Origin of the sequence: Flavobacterium sp. (assembly GCF_043722275.1) — a bacterium.
GTDB lineage: Bacteria > Bacteroidota > Bacteroidia > Flavobacteriales > Flavobacteriaceae > Flavobacterium.
In genome coordinates this window covers 1-21,214 of record NZ_JAYSPC010000128.1, presented here as the reverse complement: position 1 = coordinate 21,214, position 21,214 = coordinate 1, and the positions used below count along the sequence as shown (strand labels likewise).

Sequence of the window (21,214 nt, the reverse complement as noted above, 5' to 3'; positions counted from 1 at the left end):
TATTTAAGTTTTTCATTTCAGATATTTGAATCGCAAATGTATTAATTTATTTTGTAAAGTACTCCATAACTTTTTTTAGGTTTTACAAATACTGATCCCGATAGCTATCGGGAGAAACTGAAAACTTATTTTTTAACCGGAGGATATTGCGCTAAAACTTTAGATACAATTTCTTTTACTTTCGCATCTTTTTTATCGATGTTTTTAGTTAAAGTTCCAACTCCTTCACCTTGCCAGATCATTTCTTTCTTTTTAGCATCGATTAAATCAATGAATAAAGTTCCTTCTGTAGATGTTGAAACTGTAGTTTGATTTCCTCCGTACATCATGTAAGGATTCCATCCCCAACCCCAGCCGTAGCCATAACCGGCGCTAAATTGGTTTACGTTAACCTGTTCTCTTGATTTTGTAAAAATATTTACTAATAAATCAGGATTGTCGCTTTTTGTAAAACCTTTGACTTGCATTTCTTCCTCTATTGCATGCAGGATTCTTCTTTTATCCAAATCAGAAATTTCGACCTTATCAATGCCGGGCTTAAAAAAAGCATAGGTTTTATAAGGCGCAAAATCTACGTTTTTATCGTAATCAGAATAAACACTAACAGTGCTGCAAGAGGCTAATATTAAAAGCAAAAAAACGGGTACTAATTTGAATGTTTTCATATATTTAAGGATTTATGTTTTTTAATTAGATACGAAACTTTGTCTAAAATAGATTTTCATCTACAATATTAGGCAATGTAACTTTTAATAAAGGCTGAACTTCCATCGCTCTTTTTATTGCAAAAATCGCTTCGTCATTTCTCGCCCAGCTTCGTCTTGAAATTCCGTTGTTAACATCCCAAAAAAGCATTGATGCTAAACGTTTTGAAGCCTCTTTAGAACCATCAAGTACCATGCCAAATCCACCGTTTATAACCTCTCCCCAGCCAACTCCGCCGCCATTATGTATTGAAACCCAGGTTGCACCTCTAAAGCTGTCGCCAATCACGTTTTGAATCGCCATATCGGCCGTAAAACGAGATCCGTCGTAGATGTTAGAAGTCTCTCTGTAAGGAGAATCCGTTCCGGAAACGTCATGATGATCGCGTCCTAAAACAACCGTTCCAATTTCGCCTTTGGCAATTGCCTGATTAAAAGCTTCGGCAATTTTAATTCTTCCTTCAGCATCAGCGTACAGAATTCTTGCCTGAGAACCCACCACTAATTTATTTTCCTGTGCACCTTTGATCCATTTGATATTATCCTGCATTTGCTGCTGAATTTCATTTGGAGCCGTCTTTGCCAATTCTTCTAAAACTTCACTTGCAATTGTATCTGTTTTTTGTAAATCTTCTGGTTTTCCAGACGTACAAACCCATCTAAACGGGCCAAAACCATAATCAAAACACATTGGTCCCATAATATCCTGAACGTAACTAGGATATTTAAAATCGATATTATTCTCCGCCATCACATCTGCTCCGGCGCGCGAAGCTTCAAGTAAAAAAGCATTTCCGTAATCAAAAAAGTATGTTCCTTTTTCAGTATGTTTGTTAATTGCTCTGGCTTGTCTGCGCAACGATTCCTGTACTTTTTCTTTGAATAAATCAGGATTATTCGCCATCATTTCGTTAGCTTCTTCAAATGAAATTCCAACGGGATAATATCCTCCAGCCCACGGATTATGAAGCGAAGTCTGATCAGATCCTAAATCAATTTTGATGTTTTCCTTGTCAAAACATTCCCAAACATCAACCACATTTCCTAAATAGGCAATAGAAACGACTTCTTTATTGGCTTTCGCCGATGTCACTCTTTTTACCAATTCTTCTGTCGAAGTTACGATTTCATTAATCCATCCTTGTTCGTGACGAATTTTGGTGATTTTCGGGTTTACTTCGGCGCAGACCGTGATACAACCTGCAATATTTCCGGCTTTTGGCTGTGCGCCGGACATTCCGCCTAATCCTGAAGTTACGAATAAATTGCCTTCAGGGTTTTGTTTTATTTTTCTGAAACCATTCAAAACCGTAATCGTAGTTCCGTGCACAATTCCTTGCGGTCCAATATACATATAACTTCCCGCCGTCATTTGTCCGTATTGTGAAACGCCCAAAGCATTCATTTTTTCCCAATCGTCCGGTTTAGAATAATTTGGGATCACCATTCCGTTTGTAACCACAACTCTTGGCGCTTCAGAATGCGAAGGAAATAATCCCATCGGATGCCCTGAATACATGGTTAAAGTCTGCTCGTTTGTCATTTCAGACAAATATTGCATTGTTAATAAATATTGCGCCCAGTTCTGGAAAACAGCGCCGTTTCCGCCATACGTAATCAATTCATGCGGATGCTGCGCCACAGCATAATCCAGATTGTTCTGAATCATGTGCATAATCGCTTTTGCCTGAACTGATTTTCCTGGATATTCATCAATTGGTCGTGCGTACATTCGGTAATCCGGACGTAAACGATACATATATATACGTCCGTATTTTTCTAATTCTTCAGTAAATTCTTTGATTAGTTCAGCGTGATGTTGCGATTCAAAATAACGCAATGCATTTTTTAAAGCCAGTTTTTTTTCTTCTGCCGAAAGAATATCTTTTCGTTTTGGCGCATGATTAATGGCTAAATCGTATTCTTTTTTTGGAGGTAATATTGAAGGAATTCCTTGTTGTATTTGTTCTTTGAAAGTCATTTTTTTTAAAGGTGCTAAGTTGCTAAGATTCTAAGTTACTAAGGTTTTCATATTTGTAATGAAAAGAAATAACGGCTAATTAATTTGTGTTTAAATTATGTTGACCCGCTGGGGCTTAATGCTGATTAACTATTTCTATTGCTATAAATATGTCAATCCTAACGGATTTTTTAAGCCTGGCAAGGGCGACATGTTTATAAAAATATATAGGTCGTTAATTATATTCAATAAATATTTTATTATAAATATGACAATCCTAACGGATTTTTTAGACTTGTAAAGGCGATATGTTTATAGAAAACAATATAATCCAGATAGTAAAAAGCTCCATAGGAGCGAAATATTTATCGATCAAAAATTCGTTTCAAAATATTTATCAAATTATCAAATTGACACATTTCTAATTAAACTAGGGATAACGAATATCCGACCTGTGATAGGATTTGTGGATTTTAATCCTAAATTTTCTTGAGCGAATATCCATATACTATTTTAGATTGTTGATTATAGATTTTTCCTTCGACTCCGCTCAGGATGACATTTGTATTATCTAATTGACACATTTTTTAAATTATCTCATTATCAAATTGCCACATTATCTAATTAGCTTTTTTCCTGATTTCTCCAGTTCGTTTATCAAATCCGTACGGACAATGACGACAGCCACTTTTGCAGCAATAACCACGTTTTAAATGATGTTTTTCAGTAAAGCATTTATAACCTTCGGGCGTATAGTAAAAATCTTCGCCTTCGATTAATTTATTTTCATTACTTTGCTCTTTCATAAATCTGCATTGGGTTGATGTCCTGTTTTCTTAAAATCAAAATGAATTAAATTGATTGGGATTTTAATGAAAACGAACAATTTTTATCTACAAATTTATAAATTTTACAGCTAATGTTTCTGATTGTTGCTAAATATTTAATTCCGAAAGGATATCGCGGAATGACCGTGTTTCCGTTTGTGATTTTAAAATATGATGGAGATAAAGTAAATCCCATTTTTATCAATCATGAAAAAATTCATTTGCGCCAACAATTAGAATTACTGATTTCCCCGTTTTATTTTTTCTATTTTTCAGAATATATAATCAGGTTAATTCAATACAAAAACAAAGATTTAGCGTATCGAAATATAAGCTTTGAAAGAGAAGCTTACGCCAATGAAACTAATTTACATTATTTGAAAACCAGACGTTTATTTGGTTTTTTGAATTACATAATTTTAAAATAAACAGATTTTGAATCAGGAAATTCATATCAACTTTCCCAATGATATTTCATTGACGATAAAGCGTGACGACTTAAATCATCCGTTTGTTTCGGGGAATAAATTAAGGAAATTAAAATACAATTTACTTCAGGCTAAGGCCGAAAATAAAGAAACTCTGATAACTTTTGGCGGTGCTTTTTCCAATCATATTGCGGCGGTTGCTTTTGCCGGAAAAGAACAGGGTTTTAAAACTATTGGCATTATTCGTGGCGATGAACTTTTTGATAAAATAAATGAAAATCCAACCTTGAAATTTGCTCAGGAAAACGGAATGGAATTTGAGTTTGTTTCGCGAGAGGAATATCGGAATAAAAGTGAAATTTCGTTTATAGAAAAATTAAAAAATAAGTTTGGAGATTTTTATTTAGTGCCTGAAGGCGGAACAAATGAACTTGCGGTAAAAGGCTGTGAAGAGATTTTAACCGAGGAAGATGCAGTGTTTGATTATGTTTGTTGTGCAGTAGGAACTGGCGGAACAATTTCCGGATTAATCAACAGCGCCTTGCCACATCAGAAAATTTTAGGGTTTCCGGCGTTAAAAGGTGACTTTTTAACCGATGAAATTCGTATTTTTGCAAAAAAAAATAACTGGAATTTAATTTCTGACTATCATTTTGGAGGTTACGGAAAGATAAATTTAGAATTAATTGAATTTATCAATGCTTTTTTTGAAGATAATAAAATACCCTTAGATCCAATTTATACAGGAAAGATGGTTTTTGGCGTTATAGATCTAATACATAAAAACTATTTTCCCCAACATTCAAAGATATTACTGCTTCATACCGGCGGATTGCAGGGTATTGAAGGGATGAATATAAAATTGAAGCAGAAAAAATTACCAATACTCAAAAGCAATGGTTAAAAAAATAATAGCGCTCTTAATTTTGGCAACTATAGTAAGTTGTTCTTCCAGTAAACCGGCGATTGCTACAACCAGAAAAGCAGCAGCGGTTCAGAAACCAAGAGTGGCAGCAACCAAAAAGCAAACTCCTGTAAAACCGACTGTTAAAAATTATCCTTCTACAAATAATACGACTGAAGTTATTCAATCGACTTCAAAAACTGTTGTAACCAGCGATTTAATAAATAATTATGTATTGCAATTTAAAGATATTGCAATGGGAAATATGACTAAATATGGTATTCCGGCGAGTATTATTCTGGCGCAGGGAATTTTAGAATCAGGTGCGGGAAGAGGTGATTTAGCGATTGAAGCAAACAATCATTTTGGAATTAAATGTCATAACGACTGGCTTGGAGAAAGTGTTCGTCATGATGATGATTCGGCTCAGGAATGTTTTAGAAAATATCCTTTAGCTTCAGAATCTTATAGAGATCACGCTTTGTTTTTAGTTGGAAAAAAGAGATATGCGACTTTATTTACTTACGAAAAAGACGATTACAAATCCTGGGCAAAAGGTTTAAGGGCTGCGGGTTATGCCACAGATCCTAATTATCCTGATAAATTAATAAGTTATATCGAGCGTTACAATCTGCATCAATATGATTGTCAGGTAACGGGAAGAAATTACAAGCCTTTTGAGAAATCAACTCCTGCTAAAAGTTCTCCAAATTCAAATGCCAATTCAAACGATCCTAATTTATACGAAGTACAGCAAGGTGATACGTTATATTCGATTTCAAAAAAATTCAACGTATTGGTTGATGACTTAAAACAGAAAAATAATCTTTCAGACAATGCAATTTCTATCGGGCAAAGATTGAAAGTGAAGTAGGAATTGAAGTTATGAGTTATGAATTAGAAGTTATGAGCTCTATAAGTGCAAGAATCTAAAATCTAAGATCAGAAATCTAAAATTGAAAAAATCTAAAATCAAAAATGATATATAAAAGAAGTAGTCAGCTTTTTGCTGAAGCAGAAAAAGTAATTCCGGGAGGAGTAAATTCACCAGTTAGAGCCTTTAAAGCGGTTGGTGGAACTCCTGTTTTTGTAAAAAGTGCCAAAGGTGCTTATTTGTATGATGAAGATGGAAATAAACTTATAGATTACATTAATTCTTGGGGACCAATGGTTTTAGGTCATGCTTATCAGCCTGTTGTTGATGCTGTGATTGAAAAAGCAAAACTGGGAACTTCATTTGGAATGCCAACAGAACTGGAAACTCAAATTGCAGCTTTGGCGGTTTCGATGGTTCCGAATATTGATAAAATAAGATTTGTAAATTCAGGAACAGAAGCTTGTATGAGTGCGATTCGTCTGGCTCGCGGATTTACAAAAAGAGATAAAATAATAAAATTTGCAGGTTGTTACCACGGACATTCAGATTCATTTTTGATTCAGGCGGGAAGTGGAGCCGTAACTTTTGGATCTCCAAATAGTCCGGGCGTTACAGAAGGAACTGCAAAAGATACTTTATTGGCAAAATACAATGATTTAGAGAATGTAAAAACGTTGATAGAAGCGAATAAAAATGAAATTGCAGCCATCATTATTGAACCGGTTGCAGGAAATATGGGATGTATTCCGCCTCAAAAGGGTTTCTTGCAAGGTTTAAGAGATTTGTGTACGGCAAATGGAATTTTATTGATTTTTGATGAGGTTATGACGGGTTTTCGTCTGGCTCGCGGTGGAGTTCAGGAATTGTATAACATCAATGCTGATATTGTGACTTTCGGGAAAGTAATTGGCGGAGGTTTGCCGGTTGGTGCTTTTGCTGCACGCGAAGAAATCATGAATTATCTGGCGCCCCTTGGTCCGGTTTATCAGGCAGGAACATTGTCAGGAAATCCATTAGCAATGGCGGCAGGATTAGCAATGTTACAATCGCTTGATAATGATCGTGCTGTTTTTACTCGTTTAGATGAAAAAACTGCTTATTTAGAGGCTGGAATTGATACCGTTTTAAAGGCAAATAATGTTGCTTTTACGATCAATAGAGTTGGTTCTATGATTTCGGTACATTTTGATGAAAATCCGGTTGTAGATTTTCAAACGGCTGCAAAAGGAGACAATGAAACGTTTAAGAAATTCTTTCACGGTTTACTTAACGAAGGTATTTATATTGCGCCATCTGCTTATGAAACCTGGTTTATTACTGATGCATTATCTTATGAAGATTTAGATTTTACGATTAATGCTATTGATAAGGTTTCAAAAACATTTTAATCTTACATTATGAAGATTGTATTAAAAGAATTGATTTAATTCTAAATCCGAAACAGGAGATATATAAAAACAAAAAAGAGGCTTATTTTAGCCTCTTTTTTTTGATCTCAATTACATTTTATCTTTTCGGTGATCATTCATTTTGTCTTTATGTTCTTTTTGAATCGCTGTCCATTTTGTGTATTGTTCAGCAGTCAAAATAGATTTCATTTTTGCATCATTAGCTTTGTGACCCTCTTCCATTTGTTTTTTCATGGCTGCTTTTTCAGCGTCAGTAGGTTTTTTATCACCTCTGCTTTTTTGAAGCATTGCCATTTTTGTACTTCTGTCAGATAAAAGTTCACTTACTTTTTTTTGCTGATCAGCGTTTAAGTTTAGCTCAGCTGTTAACTTTTGCAAATGTGCCTGATCGCGTTCTTGTGGAGATTTCATATCCCTTTTGCCTTTGTGATCGCCTTTTTCGTGATGATCTTTTTCGTGGTCTTTTTTAAGTGCAGTCCATTTTGTGTATTGGTCAGCGTTTAAAATTGCTTTCATTTTAGCATCATTTGCAGCTTTTTCAGTTTCCATTTGTTTTTTAAAAGCTTCTTTTTCTGCAGCAGTAGGTTTTACTTTAGAATCTTTTTTAGCGTCCTTAAATTTTTCTGCTTTTGTACTTCTCTCTGCTAAAAGCCGTTTTACTTGTTCTTGTTGTTTTTTATCTAAACTCAATTCAGAAGTTAACTTTTGTAAATGCTTTTCATTACGTTGTTCCGGAGTTAAATTTTCTCTTTGATCACGTGTTGATTTCTGATTGATGTCTTGTGCAAAACTTACTACTCCAACGAATAATAAAGCTGCGATAAATAATTTTTTCATAATTCGTTTTTTTAAAAGGTTTATATCGATTAGACTTCAAGAACTCTGCTAAGTTTAATTACATTGTGAGATTTATCTTTTAATTAACAGAAACTATTAATGAAAACTTAATAGAATTTGAAACAAAAAAGAGACTTAATTAGCCTCTTTTCTATACACGATATTTAGTTATTTTCTTTTTTGTATTCTTTCATTTTTTCTCTGGCCTTGTCTTTATTCTCTTCTTGAATTGACGTCCATTTTTTGTATTGATCAGCGTTTAAAATGGCTTTCATTTTCGTGTCATTTGCCTCTTTTTCAGCAATTATTTGATTTTTAAAAGCTTCTTTTTCGGCAGCAGTTGGCTTTACATTGCTGTCATTTCGATCTTTTCTTTCTGCTTTAAATTTTTCTGCTTTGGCACTTTTTTCTGCTAAAAGTTGCTTTACCTGCACTTGTTGGTTCGCATCTAAATTTAAGTCAGTTGTCAGTTTTTGTAAATGCTTTTCGTTGCGTTGTTTCGGAGTTAGTTTTTCTCTTGGTTCGCTTGCAGGTTTTTGATCTGCGTTTTGTGCAAAACTCGCTACTCCAACGAATAACAAAGCTGCGATAAATAATTTTTTCATGATGTAAGTTTTTTAATTGTTATACGATTTAAACTTTATCAAATTCAATAGGTTTAATCTGATTATCAGAATTATATTTTTTTTAACGAATAACCAAATTGATTTCTACATTGTAAACTCTTTTCTTATAATCAGAAATTTACTTCAAAAATAATTACGTAATTTAGTACAGCATGAAGTAAAAACATAAAAACAACTATGAGTTTAGATACCAAATCAAATAATAAAATCGCCTTTTTTTCGACACAGCCTTACGACAAAACATTCTTTAATAAGCATAATAATGACTTTGGTTTTGAATTGGATTTTTTTGAAACCCAACTGAATCCTCAAACTGTAATTTTAATTGAAAATGCTTCAATTGTCTGCGTGTTTGTAAATGACATTGTAAACGAAGCGGTAATAAAACAATTGGCAGAAAAGAATGTCAAAATTATAGCTTTGCGTTGTGCGGGTTTTAATAATGTTGATCTGGAAGCTGCAAAAAAGTACAATATAAAAGTGTGCCGAGTTCCTGCATATTCTCCGCAAGCAGTTGCAGAACATGCTATGGCGATGATTTTGACTTTAAATAGAAAAACTCATAAAGCTTACAACAGAGTTCGTGAACAAAATTTCTCTCTAAACGGATTGTTAGGTTTTGATTTATTCGGAAAAACAATCGGAATTATTGGAACGGGAAATATCGGGAAAGCGTTTGCTAAAATTGCTTTAGGTTTTGGATGTAAAGTTTTGGCTTATGATATTGTGACGAATCCTGAAATGGAAAAAGACGGAGTGAAATTCGTCCCTTTAGAAGAAATATTTAAGGCGAGCGATATTATTTCACTGCATTGCCCTTTAAACGATCAGACAAAGCACATAATCAATAAAGAATCTATTGCTTTGATGAAAGATAGTGTGATGATTATTAATACAAGCAGAGGCGGATTAATTCAAACGGCTTGTGTAATTGAAGGTTTAAAAGAAGGTAAAATTGGCTATCTGGGAATTGATGTTTATGAACAGGAAGAAAAATTATTTTTCAGAGATCTTTCAGCAGATATTATTCAGGACGATGCGATCCAGCGTTTAATGAGTTTTCCGAATGTTTTGGTTACGGCGCATCAGGCATTTTTCACCAATGAAGCTCTGACTCAGATTGCTTTGGTAACTTTTAATAATATAAAATCATTATTGGCTCAAAATGATATTGAAAATAAAGCTGCTTTGTTAGCTTAAATTGAATCAGATTGGCAAACCCGACAGGTTTTTAAAACCTGTCGGGTTTAGAAAACGGAACTCTAAGAGAGAAATTATGGGAATAGATTTTAAATATGTTGATTCAAACATCTAATTGAATTCGATAGACAAACCCGACAGGTTTTTAAAACCTGTCGGGTTTAAAAACGTAATGTTGAGAATTTTAAAAAAGAAAGATTATGAAAAGTAAAATTTTAATGGCGTTTATAATTTTGGCACTATATTCATGTCAGAACAAAGATAAAAAAGACGAAAAAAGTATCATTAAAACCATTGCCGAAGATACATTGTCTAAAACAGCTGCAGGAACTGCAGATGTTAGCGAAGCACCTCAAAAAGACGATAAAATTGTTGAACTAATCCGTAAAGAATTGCAGGTTTTATTAAAGAAGGATTTACCGGCAATGACAAGGGAAGACAGATTCTTTTATTACGAAGCTTTCGATTTAAATAACGATAAAAAAGACGAATATTTCGTTGGTTTTTCGAATCCTTATTTCTGCGGAAGCGGCGGTTGTTCAGGATATATTCTAAACAATGATGGAAGTTTAATCAACAAGTTTACTGTAACCGATTTCCCGATTTTCGTGTCAACCTCATCATCGGATAAATTTTATGATCTTATTTTTGAAACTGGCGGAAAATTTCATCTTATAAAAATGAAAAATGGTAAATATCCTTCAAATCCATCCGTTCAGGAAGTTTTGAAAGGTGAGATTCCAAAAGAAAGCACGAAGGTTTTAGATATTCAAGGGAAGAAATTAGAGAAGTATTCGTTTTAGAATTAAATAAAAAAAGCCGACAGCTTTTTAAAATCTGATGGGGTTTGTCTTGCTATCTTTTTAGTATTCTAGAAAGTATTTTTGGATTTCGACGATTATCCCAAAATGCTATTACGATTAATTCTGTTGATGTTGTTTTGTAGAAAATGTTATAATGACCTAATGTTGAAGTTCGTATATCTGGAAAACTTGTTTTAATATAAATTTCAGGATTGTTAACTAGAAACTGGACTCTTTGGGCAATTTCGGATATGAGTTTTTTTGAATAAGTTGGTGATTTGTTTCTTTTTGTCCAGTAAGCTAATATTTTTCTTCTTTGAATAACAGCAGTATCAGTCCAGATTATTTTGACAGCCATTCTAAATCTTCTTTATCTAAATCTTCCTGAGAAATAGTTCTTCCGTATTTTATGTCTTCTTCGCTTTCCTTCAACATATCTAATTCGTATTCGTCAAATTGATAAATTGGGGAAGCATCTGCATTTTTGAGGAGATTTCTAATCTTTTCAAGTAAACTTAAATCTTCAATATTTTTAAGTTTATCAAATATCTCTAATTTTATCTCTAAAGCTCCCATAATTGTGTGTTTTAATAAATCAAATTTATGTAAAATTAAATAAAAAAACCGATAAGTTTTAAACCTATCGGGCTATATTGCTAATAAAATAAAACAAAACTATTCCAACAATTCCACCATTTTAAAATCACCTTCAACAGCAACTTTAGTTAAACCGTGTTTAGATAAGTTTTTCATAGATGCATCCCATTTTTTACCGCTTAAATTAGCTTTAATTTTAAGTTGCACTATGTCTATTTTATTTTCGTTTGCTTTAAGTAAATCAACGATAAATTTCTCTTCATCAGAAAGTTCAATCTGAGCTTGTTTTTTCTCCGGACGCATTTGCGGGAACAATAATACTTCCTGAATAGACGCATTGTTTGTTAAGTACATAATCAAACGATCCATTCCAATTCCCATTCCAGATGTTGGAGGCATTCCGTATTCAAGCGCTCTTAAAAAATCTTCATCGATAATTCCGTTCGCTTCATCATCACCTTTTTCAGACAAACGCATTTGATCTTCAAAACGTTCGCGTTGATCAATTGGGTCATTTAATTCAGAATAAGCATTTGCAATTTCTTTACCACAAACCATTAATTCAAAACGTTCTGTAAGTTCAGGATTATCGCGGTGTTCTTTACATAAAGGCGACATTTCTTTTGGATAATCTGTGATAAAAGTTGGCTGAATATAATTTCCTTCGCATTTAGCGCCAAAAATTTCATCAATCAGTTTTCCTTTACCCATTGTTTTATTAACGTCAATTCCCATTCCTCTGGCAGCTTCAAACAACTCATCTTCAGTTATACCCGAAATATCAAAACCGGTAAAATGTTTAATAGAATCTGTCATTGTTACACGTGCATAAGGCGCTTTAAAGTTAATTTGGTGTTCTCCAAAAGTAACTTCGCTGGTTCCGTTTACAGCAATTGCACAATGCTCAAGTAAACCTTCAGCAAATTCCATCATCCAGTTGTAGTCTTTGTAGGCTACATATATTTCCATAGCGGTAAATTCAGGATTATGCGTTCTGTCCATTCCTTCATTTCTAAAGTTTTTAGAGAATTCATAAACACCTTCAAAACCACCAACAATTAATCTTTTCAAATACAATTCGTTCGCAATACGCATGTAAAGCGGAATATCAAGCGAATTATGGTGCGTTGTAAAAGGTCTTGCCGCAGCACCACCAGGAATTGACTGTAAAATTGGAGTTTCAACTTCAAGATATCCTGCATCGTTAAAATAGCCACGCATTGCAGTATATAACTTCGTACGTTTGATAAAGTTTTCTTTAACTTGTGGATTCACCGTTAAATCTACATAACGCATTCTGTAACGTAACTCAGGATCATTAAAAGCATCGTGAACGTTTCCTTCTTCGTCAACTTTTGGTAAAGGCAACGGACGAAGTGTTTTACTTAAAAAAGTAAATCCGTCAACACGAATACATTGTGCGCCAACTTTAGTAGTAAACAATTCACCTTCAAGACCAATAAAATCACCTAAATCGGTTAATTTTTTAAAAACCGTATTGTACAACGTTTTATCATCACCTTCACACAAAACATCGCGATTCACGTACAATTGTATACGTCCTTCGCTGTCCTGCAATTCAGCAAAACAAGCTTTACCCTGATCTCTCACACTCATCAAACGTCCGGCAACAATAACCTTCTTACCTTCTTCAAACGACTCCTTAATTTGCTTCGAAGTATGATTTACTGGAAAAAGATTAGCAGGATAAGGATTGATTCCTAAGTTGCGTAAGTTTTGAAGTTTTTCTCTTCTGATGATTTCTTGTTCTGATAATGCCATTTTGTGCTCTTTTTTAAGTGTGCAAAGATAAAGAAAAGAATGTAGACTTTTGAATGCAGTTTTTAGATTTTTTGAAGCAGTAATTTTCGTGTTTTCAATTCCCTTTTGTCCCGCTTTTCACTTGTATCTTTTTTGCAGAAAATGCAAAAATGGATACCGCTTCAAATGAAATTCACTAAACTCCTATGAAAATAAATGGTAAGTGAAGTAATCGGGGTTAAATTAGAAGTTTTAGGTTTTGAAAGATGTTTTAGCTAGAGCGTTTTGTCATTACGCATAAAAAGGGCGGATTAAAATCCATCCCTACAATATGTTTTTTCGTTCTGCTGGAACTTAGTTAAGAAAATTCCGTAGGAATGATTTATATTGTAGCAACGGATTTTAATCCGTTGAAAACGTTTAAATTTTCACAAAGATCAACCAGCATTAACTTGCGTCTAATCCGTTAAATTCATCAAATCTGTGGGCAATTTCAGCATAAGTAAATTTCCAAATCAACGATTAACAATTAAAAATACTCTTCGTATCTTTGATAAAAAATTAGTCATATGAAATTATACAAATTACTTAGTTTTTCTTTTTTATTTACAACATTAACAAGTTGTACGGTAACGGAAAATATGTATGTAAATGATAACGGAAACGGAAAATTTTCTGTTGATATTGATGGTTCATCATTAATGGCAATGGCTGGCGATCAGCTTGGCGATCAAATGGGAGCCGATGCTAAAAAAAATATAGATTCTACTTTTACCTTCAAACAATTATTTGAAGAGAAAAAAGACAGTATCGCAAAATTATCTCCGGAAACTCAAAAAGAACTCAAAAAACTGGAAAACTTCACCGTAAATACTAAAATGAACGGAGAGAAAAAAGAATTTTTAATGGCATTTTCTAGTGATTTTAAAAATGTAAATGAATTACATGATGTACTGCAATCTTTAAGCGCATTACAAAAATTAGAAGGAGCGGGGAGTCCTGCAACACCTTTTGGTAATGGTTTAGGAAATAATAACAGTAATTTGAGTTATTCATACGATGGAAAGAAATTTACACGTAAAGCAGTAATCGACAAACAAAAACTAGCAGAAAAAGCAAAGGATTCTTCGGCAGATATGTCTAAAATGATTTTTGCTTCTTCGAGTTATATTATAAAGTATCATTTTCCTAAAAAAGTTAAAAAAGTATCCAATCCAAGTGCTTTGTTTAGCGAGGATCGAAAATCAATTACAATTCAATACCCTTTCACGGATTATATGGAGAATCCTGACAAACTGAACTTTGATGTTGAGTTTGAAAAATAATTAAAATGAATAAAAAAATTCAACTTCAAGATTTAGGAAGTAAAGATTATAAATCAACCTGGGAATATCAGGAAGAAATTTTTAAGGATATAGTCGACTTAAAAATCAAAAACAGAAGAGAAGAACTTGATTTAGAGACGCCAAATTATTTGCTTTTTGTAGAACATCCGCATGTTTATACATTAGGAAAAAGCGGCGATCTCGAAAATTTATTATTAAACGAAAAACAGCTCGAAGCTAAAGGAGCAACTTTTTATAAAATCAATCGCGGTGGCGATATTACATACCACGGACCGGGACAAATTGTAGGTTATCCAATTTTGGATCTTGAAAATTTCTTTACGGACATTCATAAATACTTGCGTTTTCTGGAAGAAGCTATTATTCTGACTTTAGAAGAATATGGTTTAAAATGTGGTAGAAGCGAAGGTGAAACAGGAGTTTGGTTCGATGCGGGAACTCCGTTTGCCCGTAAAATTTGCGCACTTGGCGTACGCGCTTCGCGCTGGGTAACCATGCATGGATTCGCTTTGAATGTAAATGTAGATTTGGGTTATTTTGATAATATAATTCCGTGTGGAATTCGCGGGAAAGGCGTTACTTCATTACAAGTAGAACTTGGCGTAGAAAAAGTGGATGAAGAAGAAGTAAAAGCCAAAATTGTAAAACATTTGACTCATTTGTTTGAGGCAGAATTTGTTTAAGAAATTTTTTAAAATACAAATAGTATGAAAAATGTTGAAGAAAATAACAATCATAGAATTGCTGTTCCTTCAGCATTTGAAACTGTTTTTTCTCATTTTTACTTCGCAGAAAATAAGACTAATTTTCCTGTAACGAAAACATTATTGCCAAGTTTTCAAACCATTCTGGTTTTTAACTTTGGAACAAAATCGACTTTAAAATCAAATCTAAATACTATTTTAGAAGTTGAAAAATGTATTGTTTTAGGACCAATAAAACAAGCTTTCGATTATACTTTAGAACCCAAGTCGGAGATTTTAGTTGCTAATTTTAAAGAGGATGCTTTTTACAGATTCTTTGGCAATGCACTTTTAACGCATTCTTTGCCTATTCATCCTGACGCTTTAATTCCTGAAAATTGTTTTGCAACTTTATGGGAAGAATTGAAAGCTATAACGAATACAAAAGGACGGGTTGATTATATATTAGAGTTTTGTAAGCCTTATTTGCGTGAACAAAATGAGATCACAACACTCTTGGCTAATTTTAAAGAAGGAGCATTAGATCCAATTAAGATAATTGCTTCAAAAATGAATCAAAGCGAAAGAAATATTCAGCTCAATCAGAAAAAGTTTTTTGGTTACACGATTAAGGAAATTAATCGTTATGAACGCTTTTTAAAAGCAGTTGAACTGGTTCAGAAAAGTGCTGTTATTTCAGAAAAGATCGATTGGATTTCTATAGTGGATCAATGCGGATATTATGATCAAAGTCAGTTGATACATGACTTTAAATACTATATGAATATTTCTCCAACAAAGTTTTTGAAATTCCAGAACGATATTTGCGGTTCAAAAGCAATGTAAAACTCTCTTTTCGTTTTCTTACAATTGTACGCAAACCTTGCGTTCTACATTTGTCATGTTAATCTTTAAAAATAAAAAACATGAAAAATTTAATTGTATACGCACATCCAAATCCGGCAAGTTTAAATCATTTCTTCAAACAGACAGTAATTGAAAGTCTTCAGGAATCAGGACAGGAAATTGTTGTTCGTGATTTAAATGAAATCAGTTTTAATCCGGTTTTATCTCTTGGTGATATGAGCGGACAAAGAATGGGACAAATTTCAAATGATGTCAAAACAGAACAAGATTTTATTACCTGGGCAGAACGAATTATTTTTATCTACCCAATTTGGTGGACCGGAATGCCAGCGATTGTGAAAGGTTATATTGATCGTGTATTTAGTTATGGATTTGCTTACAGATACGATCAGGGAATTCAAAAAGGATTATTGACTGGAAAACAAACGATCATTATTAATTCACACGGAAAATCAAATGCTGAATATGAAGCAATGGGAATGGATAAAGCTTTAGCCTTAACTTCAGACACAGGAGTTTTTACTTATAGCGGATTAGAAATTGAAAAGCATTTTTATTTTGACAAAGCCGATAAAGCTTCTCATGAAAATGTATTAGAATGGGAAACCGAATTGATTTCTGTTTTAAACAAAATCAGTTTACAATTTAAAATTCTAACTCCAGTTGTTCCGGTAAAAGTTTAAAACTCATTCGGTGATATTTTGTAGTTCCGTATTTTTTTATAGCTTCCCGATGTTCCTTAGTTGGATAGCCTTTATTTTGTTTCCAATTGTACATCGGGAATTCTTTATGAAGTTGATCCATGTATTCGTCGCGATATGTTTTGGCTAAAACAGAAGCTGCGGCAATGCTTAAAAATTTTGCATCGCCTTTTATAATACATTGATTTGGGATAGATTTTAATAGTTCTATTTCTGTTATAGAAAATTGTTTTCCAAAACTATTCTTTAAACCTAATTTTGAATTCAATGCCCTGTTGCCGTCTACTATAACAAATTCAGGAATCTGATTTAATTTTAAAATACATTCGTGCATTCCTTTCATCGAAGCATTCAGGATATTGATTTCATCAATTTCGTCAGCATGCAAATGTGTTACTGAATAACAAACGGCATGTTGTTCTATAATTGGTTTTAATAATTCTCTTGTTTTTTCAGATAATTGCTTGCTGTCATTTAAAATTTGATTTTCAAAATCTGCAGGTAGTATTACTGCAGCAGCAGTTACTGGTCCCGCCAGACAACCACGACCAGCTTCATCTGTTCCTGTTTCTAAAATAAAACCTGAAAAATTTTTCGCGAGCATTTTTTTTGGCAAATATCACGAAATTTTCTAATTTTTCCGACTATTTTTTTGAGCTAAATTAATATTTAGGAAAAATTAATTAGTACTTTTCTTTACGTTGATTTTTTTTTGAATTTATTGCTTCGTATTTATTGGTATAAATAAGAAATCATATTTTTTGGAAATTATTCTATTAATAAGAATTTGTGCACTACAAAATGCGAATTTCTTACGTTAATCAAGCACAATCTCATATAAAGTTAGCCATTCAATAAATGACTGTTATCTAAATTTGTCTTGTTTTTAAGAATAAACCTGACAATTTTCATCTTACTATCTTGTTTTTGTTGATAAATATTAACAATATTATTAAAAATAATTTATTTTGTTTTTGATAATTATCATATACTCAAAAAAGGCTGTAATTTAAATGATCTTCATAAAAGTTAACATTATTTTTTGTGAGTTTAATCAATTCTGGCTATTTCGTGTTAAAAGAGTGTTAATACGTTTGTATCTCTAAAATTGTGTTTTTGATAAATTACAAAGAATATAACTGTTAAAAATGATGAAATTTACGGTTTTATTGAGTGATGTTAATAGATGTTTAATAATTTAGATTAAAATTAAGTTAAAATATTTTGGTGCTTTAAGAAATAATTAAGATGTTTGCCACATACTAATTCAAAATAAATTAAAATGAAATTAAAATTACAATGGATTTGTACGCTGTTAATAGCGTTGTCTATGCAGTTTTCTTTCGCTCAGGAGAGAACTGTTACTGGGAAAGTTTCTGATAAGACAGGAGTAATTCCAGGAGTAAATGTTGCTGTGAAAGGATCAAAGGCAAATACTCAAACTGATTTTGACGGAAGTTATTCTGTTAAAGCAAAGACAGGTGATGTGTTGGTTTTTTCATATGTAGGTATGAATAACAAACAAGTAACTGTTGGTACTTCAAACACGGTAAATGTTGAATTGGAGTCTGAGGCCCAATTAATGAATGAGGTTGTTGTCGTGGGTTACGGTGTACAAAAGAGAAAAGAAGTAACCGGTTCTATTTCTAAAATTGCAGGAAAGGACATTGCTAACTTAGTAACTCCAAGTTTCGAGGGTGTTTTAGCCGGTAGAGCAACAGGGGTTCAGGTAGTAACTAATACAGGTCTTATTGGAGCTGCTCCAAAAATTAGAATTAGAGGTATTGGATCTATTTCAGGAAGTACAGAGCCTTTAATTGTTGTAGATGGTATTCCTATTTATTCTGGTGATATTGGTGGTGTATCCTCTACAAATGGTTTGGCAGATATCAATCCAGAGGATATTGAGTCTTTTGATATTTTAAAAGATGGTGCTGCAACGGCTATTTATGGTTCAAGAGCAGCGAACGGAGTTATCTTGATTACTACTAAAAGTGGAAAAAAAGGAACTTTAAAAGTAAGTTATTCAAGTGTTTTTGGTGTTGCTAGTGCAACTAAAAAATATGATTTGTTACAAACACCTGATTTTATTACTATTTCTAATGAAAAAAGATCAAATCTAACGCCAGCAGGTACGCCATGGGCAGTTGGTAATACTTATAATACAGATTGGCAAAGTGCTGTTTTGAGAAATGCACCTCAAACAACTCATAATCTTAATTTTAGTGGAGGTTCTGATAAAACAAAATACTATTTGTCTTTAGGAATTACAGATTTAGATGGTATCAATTTATCTAACAGTATGAAAAAATATTCTGTTAGAGCTAATATTGATCAGGATATCAACAGATGGTTAAGTTTTGGTACAAATTTAAATGTAAACAGAACAGAATATAATGGTTTGAATAGTAATGCGAGTGGATTGTCAGGTAATATTTTTAATACAATCAGACAATTGCCAAATACACCTATTTATGATGCTCTTAATCCAACTGGCTATAATATTACGGATAGTACTGTTGGACAATGGAACAATTTAGCTGCTGTTGGAGATAATATTACAAATATTATTTATGTTCTTGATCATAATAAATATCAATCAACAACAACCAGAATTATTGCAAGTGTATTTGCAAATGCAAAAATTACTTCTGACTTAAGTTATAAATTACAAGTTAGTGCTGATAATGCTTCAACAGATGGTTATCAATACTGGAATCCTGTTCATGGAGACGGACGTTCATCTAACGGATATGTTTACCAGGATAATAGAAATCTTTTAAGATGGAACTGGCAAAATATTTTGAACTACAAGCATACTTTTGCTGAAGATCATAACATTGGTGTAACAGGTGTTGCTGAGTATCAAAAATCAAAAGACAAATTATTATGGGGTTCAGGAAGTGATATCATAAGTGATTTCTTTGATAAAAACTTAGTAAGTAATAGTTTTAATACTAAAGATACTGGTGGTGGTATTTCTGAAAAAGGAATTATATCATACTTAGGTCGTGCTACATACAACTATAAAGAGAAATATTTTATTCAGGGATCTATTAGACGTGATGGAATTTCTCAGTTTGAATCAGATGTTAGATACCATAACTTCCCAGGAGTTTCTGCTGGTTGGACAGTTTCTAAAGAAAGCTTCATGGAAGGAATTAGCAATGTAGTTTCTGATTTGAAATTAAGAGGTTCTTATTCTGAAGTTGGTAACGTGGATGTTTTAAATGGAGCTTCTTATCCTTCAAAAGATCTTACAATTGGTTCTCCATATGCTAGTACTAATGGAATTGGTTATTACCAATTTGGTAATCCTTTATTACAATGGGAAACTTCTACTAAAATTGACTATGGTGTAGATTTAGGTTTGTTTAACAACCGTTTGACTTTAGGTTTTGATTACTATAAAAATGATATTGATAATTTAGTTTTGGCTGCGCCAACTCCTCCTTCTATCGGTATCCCAAATAATACAATCAACCAAAATGTTGGTAGAATGTACAACGAAGGATATGAGTTTTCTGCAAGCTTTAAAGCAATTAACAATACAAACTTTACGTGGGATGTTTCTACTAACGTAACGCTTACTAAAAATAAAGTTACTGCTTTATATGGTGGGCAACCAATCGTAGGAGGTTCATCTACAGATACAAATATTGCACCTAATATTATTATTAAAGAGGGAGAGTCAATTAACTCTTTATACGGATATAGATATTGGGGTGTTAACAAAGCAAATGGTAACCCGGTTTATTACAAAGCTGATGGTAGTTTAGTACAGGGAAATCTTAATACAACAACTTATGCTGTTTATGATCCTGCTGATCCTGCTAGTGTAGCGAAAACAGCTTCTTTAGGAACTGCTGATAAAACTATTTTAGGAAATACTTTACCAACATATTACGGGGCATTTACTTCTACAATGAAATACAAAAATCTTGATTTTGGTTTTATGTTTAGATTTAGTGGAGGAAATAAAATTTTTAACTCTACAAGAAGAGAGTTGTTAAATCAAAACTTTAACAATAACGGTACTGAAATTTTAGGAAGATGGCAAAGTGTTGATAATCCTGGAGACGGATGGACACCAAAATTAATGGCAAGTTCAAATACATTTACTAACCTTTCAGGAAGTGCTACTACTCGTTTTGTTGAGAAAGGTGATTTTATCTCTCTTGATAATATTAGTATTGGTTACACATTGCCTAAAATGTTGATGGATAAAATTGGTGTTGATACTTTTAGACTTTTTGTTCAAGGTCAAAATATCTGGATGATTTCAGATTATAAAGGTATAAATCCTGAAATGGAAACATCTGGAGTAGATGTTAATGGTACACCACGTGCTAAAGTGATATCAGTTGGATTAAATGTAAGTTTATAATAAAGACATATGAAAAATATAATAAAAACAATTCTACTTTCTGTAGTTGTACTCGGGATGAGTTCATGTACAGAAGAAAAAATATTGGATTTAAAACCAGTAAACAATATTCTAAGTCCGGATGCTTTTACTTCACCTACATTGATTGCTACATATATGAATGGGGTTTACAATGCTGCAGCTATTGGGCAATATAATGCTGCGCCAACTAGTCCAAATGGTGGTAGAGGTTACGTTTGGGGAGCTGCATATGTTGAACAAGGTGAAGCAAGAGGAGAAGATGTTGTAAATATGGCG

General features: G+C 33.0%; 20 protein-coding genes and 1 pseudogene. 12 read left to right on the top strand and 9 right to left on the bottom strand.

The window, feature by feature from the left end; genetic code table 11:
* Positions 1-125: 125 nt before the first annotated feature.
* The 3 genes from ACHZDT_RS15765 to ACHZDT_RS15755 all read right to left on the bottom strand — a co-directional run bounded on the left by ACHZDT_RS15765 (position 126) and on the right by ACHZDT_RS15755 (position 3,470).
* Positions 126-665, bottom strand: coding sequence for a DUF4136 domain-containing protein (locus ACHZDT_RS15765; protein ID WP_394775578.1), 540 nt, complete (start codon positions 663-665; stop codon positions 126-128).
* A gap of 43 nt (positions 666-708) precedes the next feature.
* On the bottom strand, positions 709-2,685 hold the full coding sequence (locus tag ACHZDT_RS15760; RefSeq protein WP_394775577.1) for a urocanate hydratase: 1,977 nt from the start codon (positions 2,683-2,685) through the stop codon (positions 709-711).
* 599 nt (positions 2,686-3,284) lie between these two features.
* Complete coding sequence (locus ACHZDT_RS15755; RefSeq protein WP_073418076.1) at positions 3,285-3,470, bottom strand: DUF5522 domain-containing protein; 186 nt, start codon at positions 3,468-3,470, stop codon at positions 3,285-3,287.
* A 113-nt stretch (positions 3,471-3,583) separates the two neighbouring features.
* Here ACHZDT_RS15755 and ACHZDT_RS15750 point away from each other — a divergent pair, with 113 nt between their 5' ends.
* From ACHZDT_RS15750 to hemL, 4 genes are all read left to right on the top strand, one after another.
* A complete protein-coding gene (locus ACHZDT_RS15750; protein WP_394775576.1) occupies positions 3,584-3,919 on the top strand; it encodes a hypothetical protein in 336 nt (111 codons plus the stop codon).
* 7 nt (positions 3,920-3,926) lie between these two features.
* Positions 3,927-4,823: a 1-aminocyclopropane-1-carboxylate deaminase/D-cysteine desulfhydrase gene (locus ACHZDT_RS15745; RefSeq protein WP_394775575.1), complete on the top strand. Its 897-nt coding sequence runs from the start codon at positions 3,927-3,929 to the stop codon at positions 4,821-4,823.
* Positions 4,816-5,697 (top strand): glucosaminidase domain-containing protein, encoded by an 882-nt coding sequence (locus ACHZDT_RS15740; RefSeq protein WP_394775574.1) that lies wholly within the window; start codon positions 4,816-4,818, stop codon positions 5,695-5,697. Before ACHZDT_RS15745 ends, ACHZDT_RS15740 begins: the two co-directional genes overlap by 8 nt.
* A gap of 104 nt (positions 5,698-5,801) precedes the next feature.
* A complete protein-coding gene (gene hemL, locus ACHZDT_RS15735; RefSeq protein ID WP_394775573.1) occupies positions 5,802-7,088 on the top strand; it encodes a glutamate-1-semialdehyde 2,1-aminomutase in 1,287 nt (428 codons plus the stop codon).
* A 111-nt stretch (positions 7,089-7,199) separates the two neighbouring features.
* Here hemL and ACHZDT_RS15730 read toward each other — a convergent pair whose 3' ends face one another.
* Positions 7,200-7,946 carry a hypothetical protein gene (locus ACHZDT_RS15730; RefSeq protein ID WP_394775572.1) on the bottom strand — a complete coding sequence of 249 codons (747 nt, stop codon included), beginning with the start codon at positions 7,944-7,946 and terminating at the stop codon, positions 7,200-7,202.
* A 164-nt stretch (positions 7,947-8,110) separates the two neighbouring features.
* Positions 8,111-8,551 (bottom strand): hypothetical protein, encoded by a 441-nt coding sequence (locus ACHZDT_RS15725; protein WP_394775571.1) that lies wholly within the window; start codon positions 8,549-8,551, stop codon positions 8,111-8,113.
* Positions 8,552-8,749: 198 nt separating this feature from the next.
* Between ACHZDT_RS15725 and ACHZDT_RS15720 the strand changes: the two genes are divergently transcribed.
* Both ACHZDT_RS15720 and ACHZDT_RS15715 read left to right on the top strand, forming a co-directional pair.
* Positions 8,750-9,772, top strand: coding sequence for a 2-hydroxyacid dehydrogenase (locus ACHZDT_RS15720; RefSeq protein ID WP_394775570.1), 1,023 nt, complete (start codon positions 8,750-8,752; stop codon positions 9,770-9,772).
* 200 nt (positions 9,773-9,972) lie between these two features.
* Positions 9,973-10,575, top strand: coding sequence for a hypothetical protein (locus ACHZDT_RS15715; protein ID WP_394775569.1), 603 nt, complete (start codon positions 9,973-9,975; stop codon positions 10,573-10,575).
* A gap of 52 nt (positions 10,576-10,627) precedes the next feature.
* Here ACHZDT_RS15715 and ACHZDT_RS15710 read toward each other — a convergent pair whose 3' ends face one another.
* From ACHZDT_RS15710 to lysS, 3 genes are all read right to left on the bottom strand, one after another.
* A complete protein-coding gene (locus ACHZDT_RS15710; protein ID WP_394775568.1) occupies positions 10,628-10,933 on the bottom strand; it encodes a type II toxin-antitoxin system RelE/ParE family toxin in 306 nt (101 codons plus the stop codon).
* Entirely contained in the window at positions 10,918-11,151 is a 234-nt protein-coding gene (locus ACHZDT_RS15705) for a hypothetical protein (protein WP_394775567.1), read from the bottom strand. The genes ACHZDT_RS15710 and ACHZDT_RS15705 overlap by 16 nt, the downstream gene beginning before the upstream one ends.
* 99 nt (positions 11,152-11,250) lie before the next feature.
* Positions 11,251-12,954, bottom strand: coding sequence for a lysine--tRNA ligase (lysS, locus tag ACHZDT_RS15700; RefSeq protein ID WP_394775566.1), 1,704 nt, complete (start codon positions 12,952-12,954; stop codon positions 11,251-11,253).
* Positions 12,955-13,502: 548 nt separating this feature from the next.
* On the opposite strand from lysS, the gene ACHZDT_RS15695 reads away from it, so the two are divergent.
* From ACHZDT_RS15695 to ACHZDT_RS15680, 4 genes are all read left to right on the top strand, one after another.
* Positions 13,503-14,258, top strand: a complete 756-nt coding sequence (locus tag ACHZDT_RS15695; protein ID WP_394775565.1) for a hypothetical protein — start codon at positions 13,503-13,505, stop codon at positions 14,256-14,258.
* A 5-nt stretch (positions 14,259-14,263) separates the two neighbouring features.
* The gene (gene lipB, locus ACHZDT_RS15690; RefSeq protein ID WP_394775564.1) at positions 14,264-14,962 is read left to right on the top strand and encodes a lipoyl(octanoyl) transferase LipB; all 699 of its coding nucleotides are present in this window, start codon (positions 14,264-14,266) and stop codon (positions 14,960-14,962) included.
* 24 nt (positions 14,963-14,986) lie between these two features.
* Positions 14,987-15,808, top strand: a complete 822-nt coding sequence (locus ACHZDT_RS15685) for an AraC family transcriptional regulator (protein ID WP_394775563.1) — start codon at positions 14,987-14,989, stop codon at positions 15,806-15,808.
* An 80-nt stretch (positions 15,809-15,888) separates the two neighbouring features.
* Complete coding sequence (locus ACHZDT_RS15680) at positions 15,889-16,512, top strand: NAD(P)H-dependent oxidoreductase (RefSeq protein WP_394775562.1); 624 nt, start codon at positions 15,889-15,891, stop codon at positions 16,510-16,512.
* Here the strand turns inward: ACHZDT_RS15680 and ACHZDT_RS15675 are convergent.
* Positions 16,475-17,134 (bottom strand): ribonuclease HII, encoded by a 660-nt coding sequence (locus ACHZDT_RS15675; protein ID WP_394775561.1) that lies wholly within the window; start codon positions 17,132-17,134, stop codon positions 16,475-16,477. The two genes, ACHZDT_RS15680 and ACHZDT_RS15675, sit on opposite strands and share 38 nt — an antisense overlap.
* A gap of 678 nt (positions 17,135-17,812) precedes the next feature.
* Here ACHZDT_RS15675 and ACHZDT_RS15670 point away from each other — a divergent pair.
* Positions 17,813-20,917, top strand: a complete 3,105-nt coding sequence (locus tag ACHZDT_RS15670) for a SusC/RagA family TonB-linked outer membrane protein (protein WP_394775560.1) — start codon at positions 17,813-17,815, stop codon at positions 20,915-20,917.
* A 9-nt stretch (positions 20,918-20,926) separates the two neighbouring features.
* Positions 20,927-21,214 (top strand): annotated as a pseudogene (locus tag ACHZDT_RS15665) (RagB/SusD family nutrient uptake outer membrane protein); the annotation flags it as partial.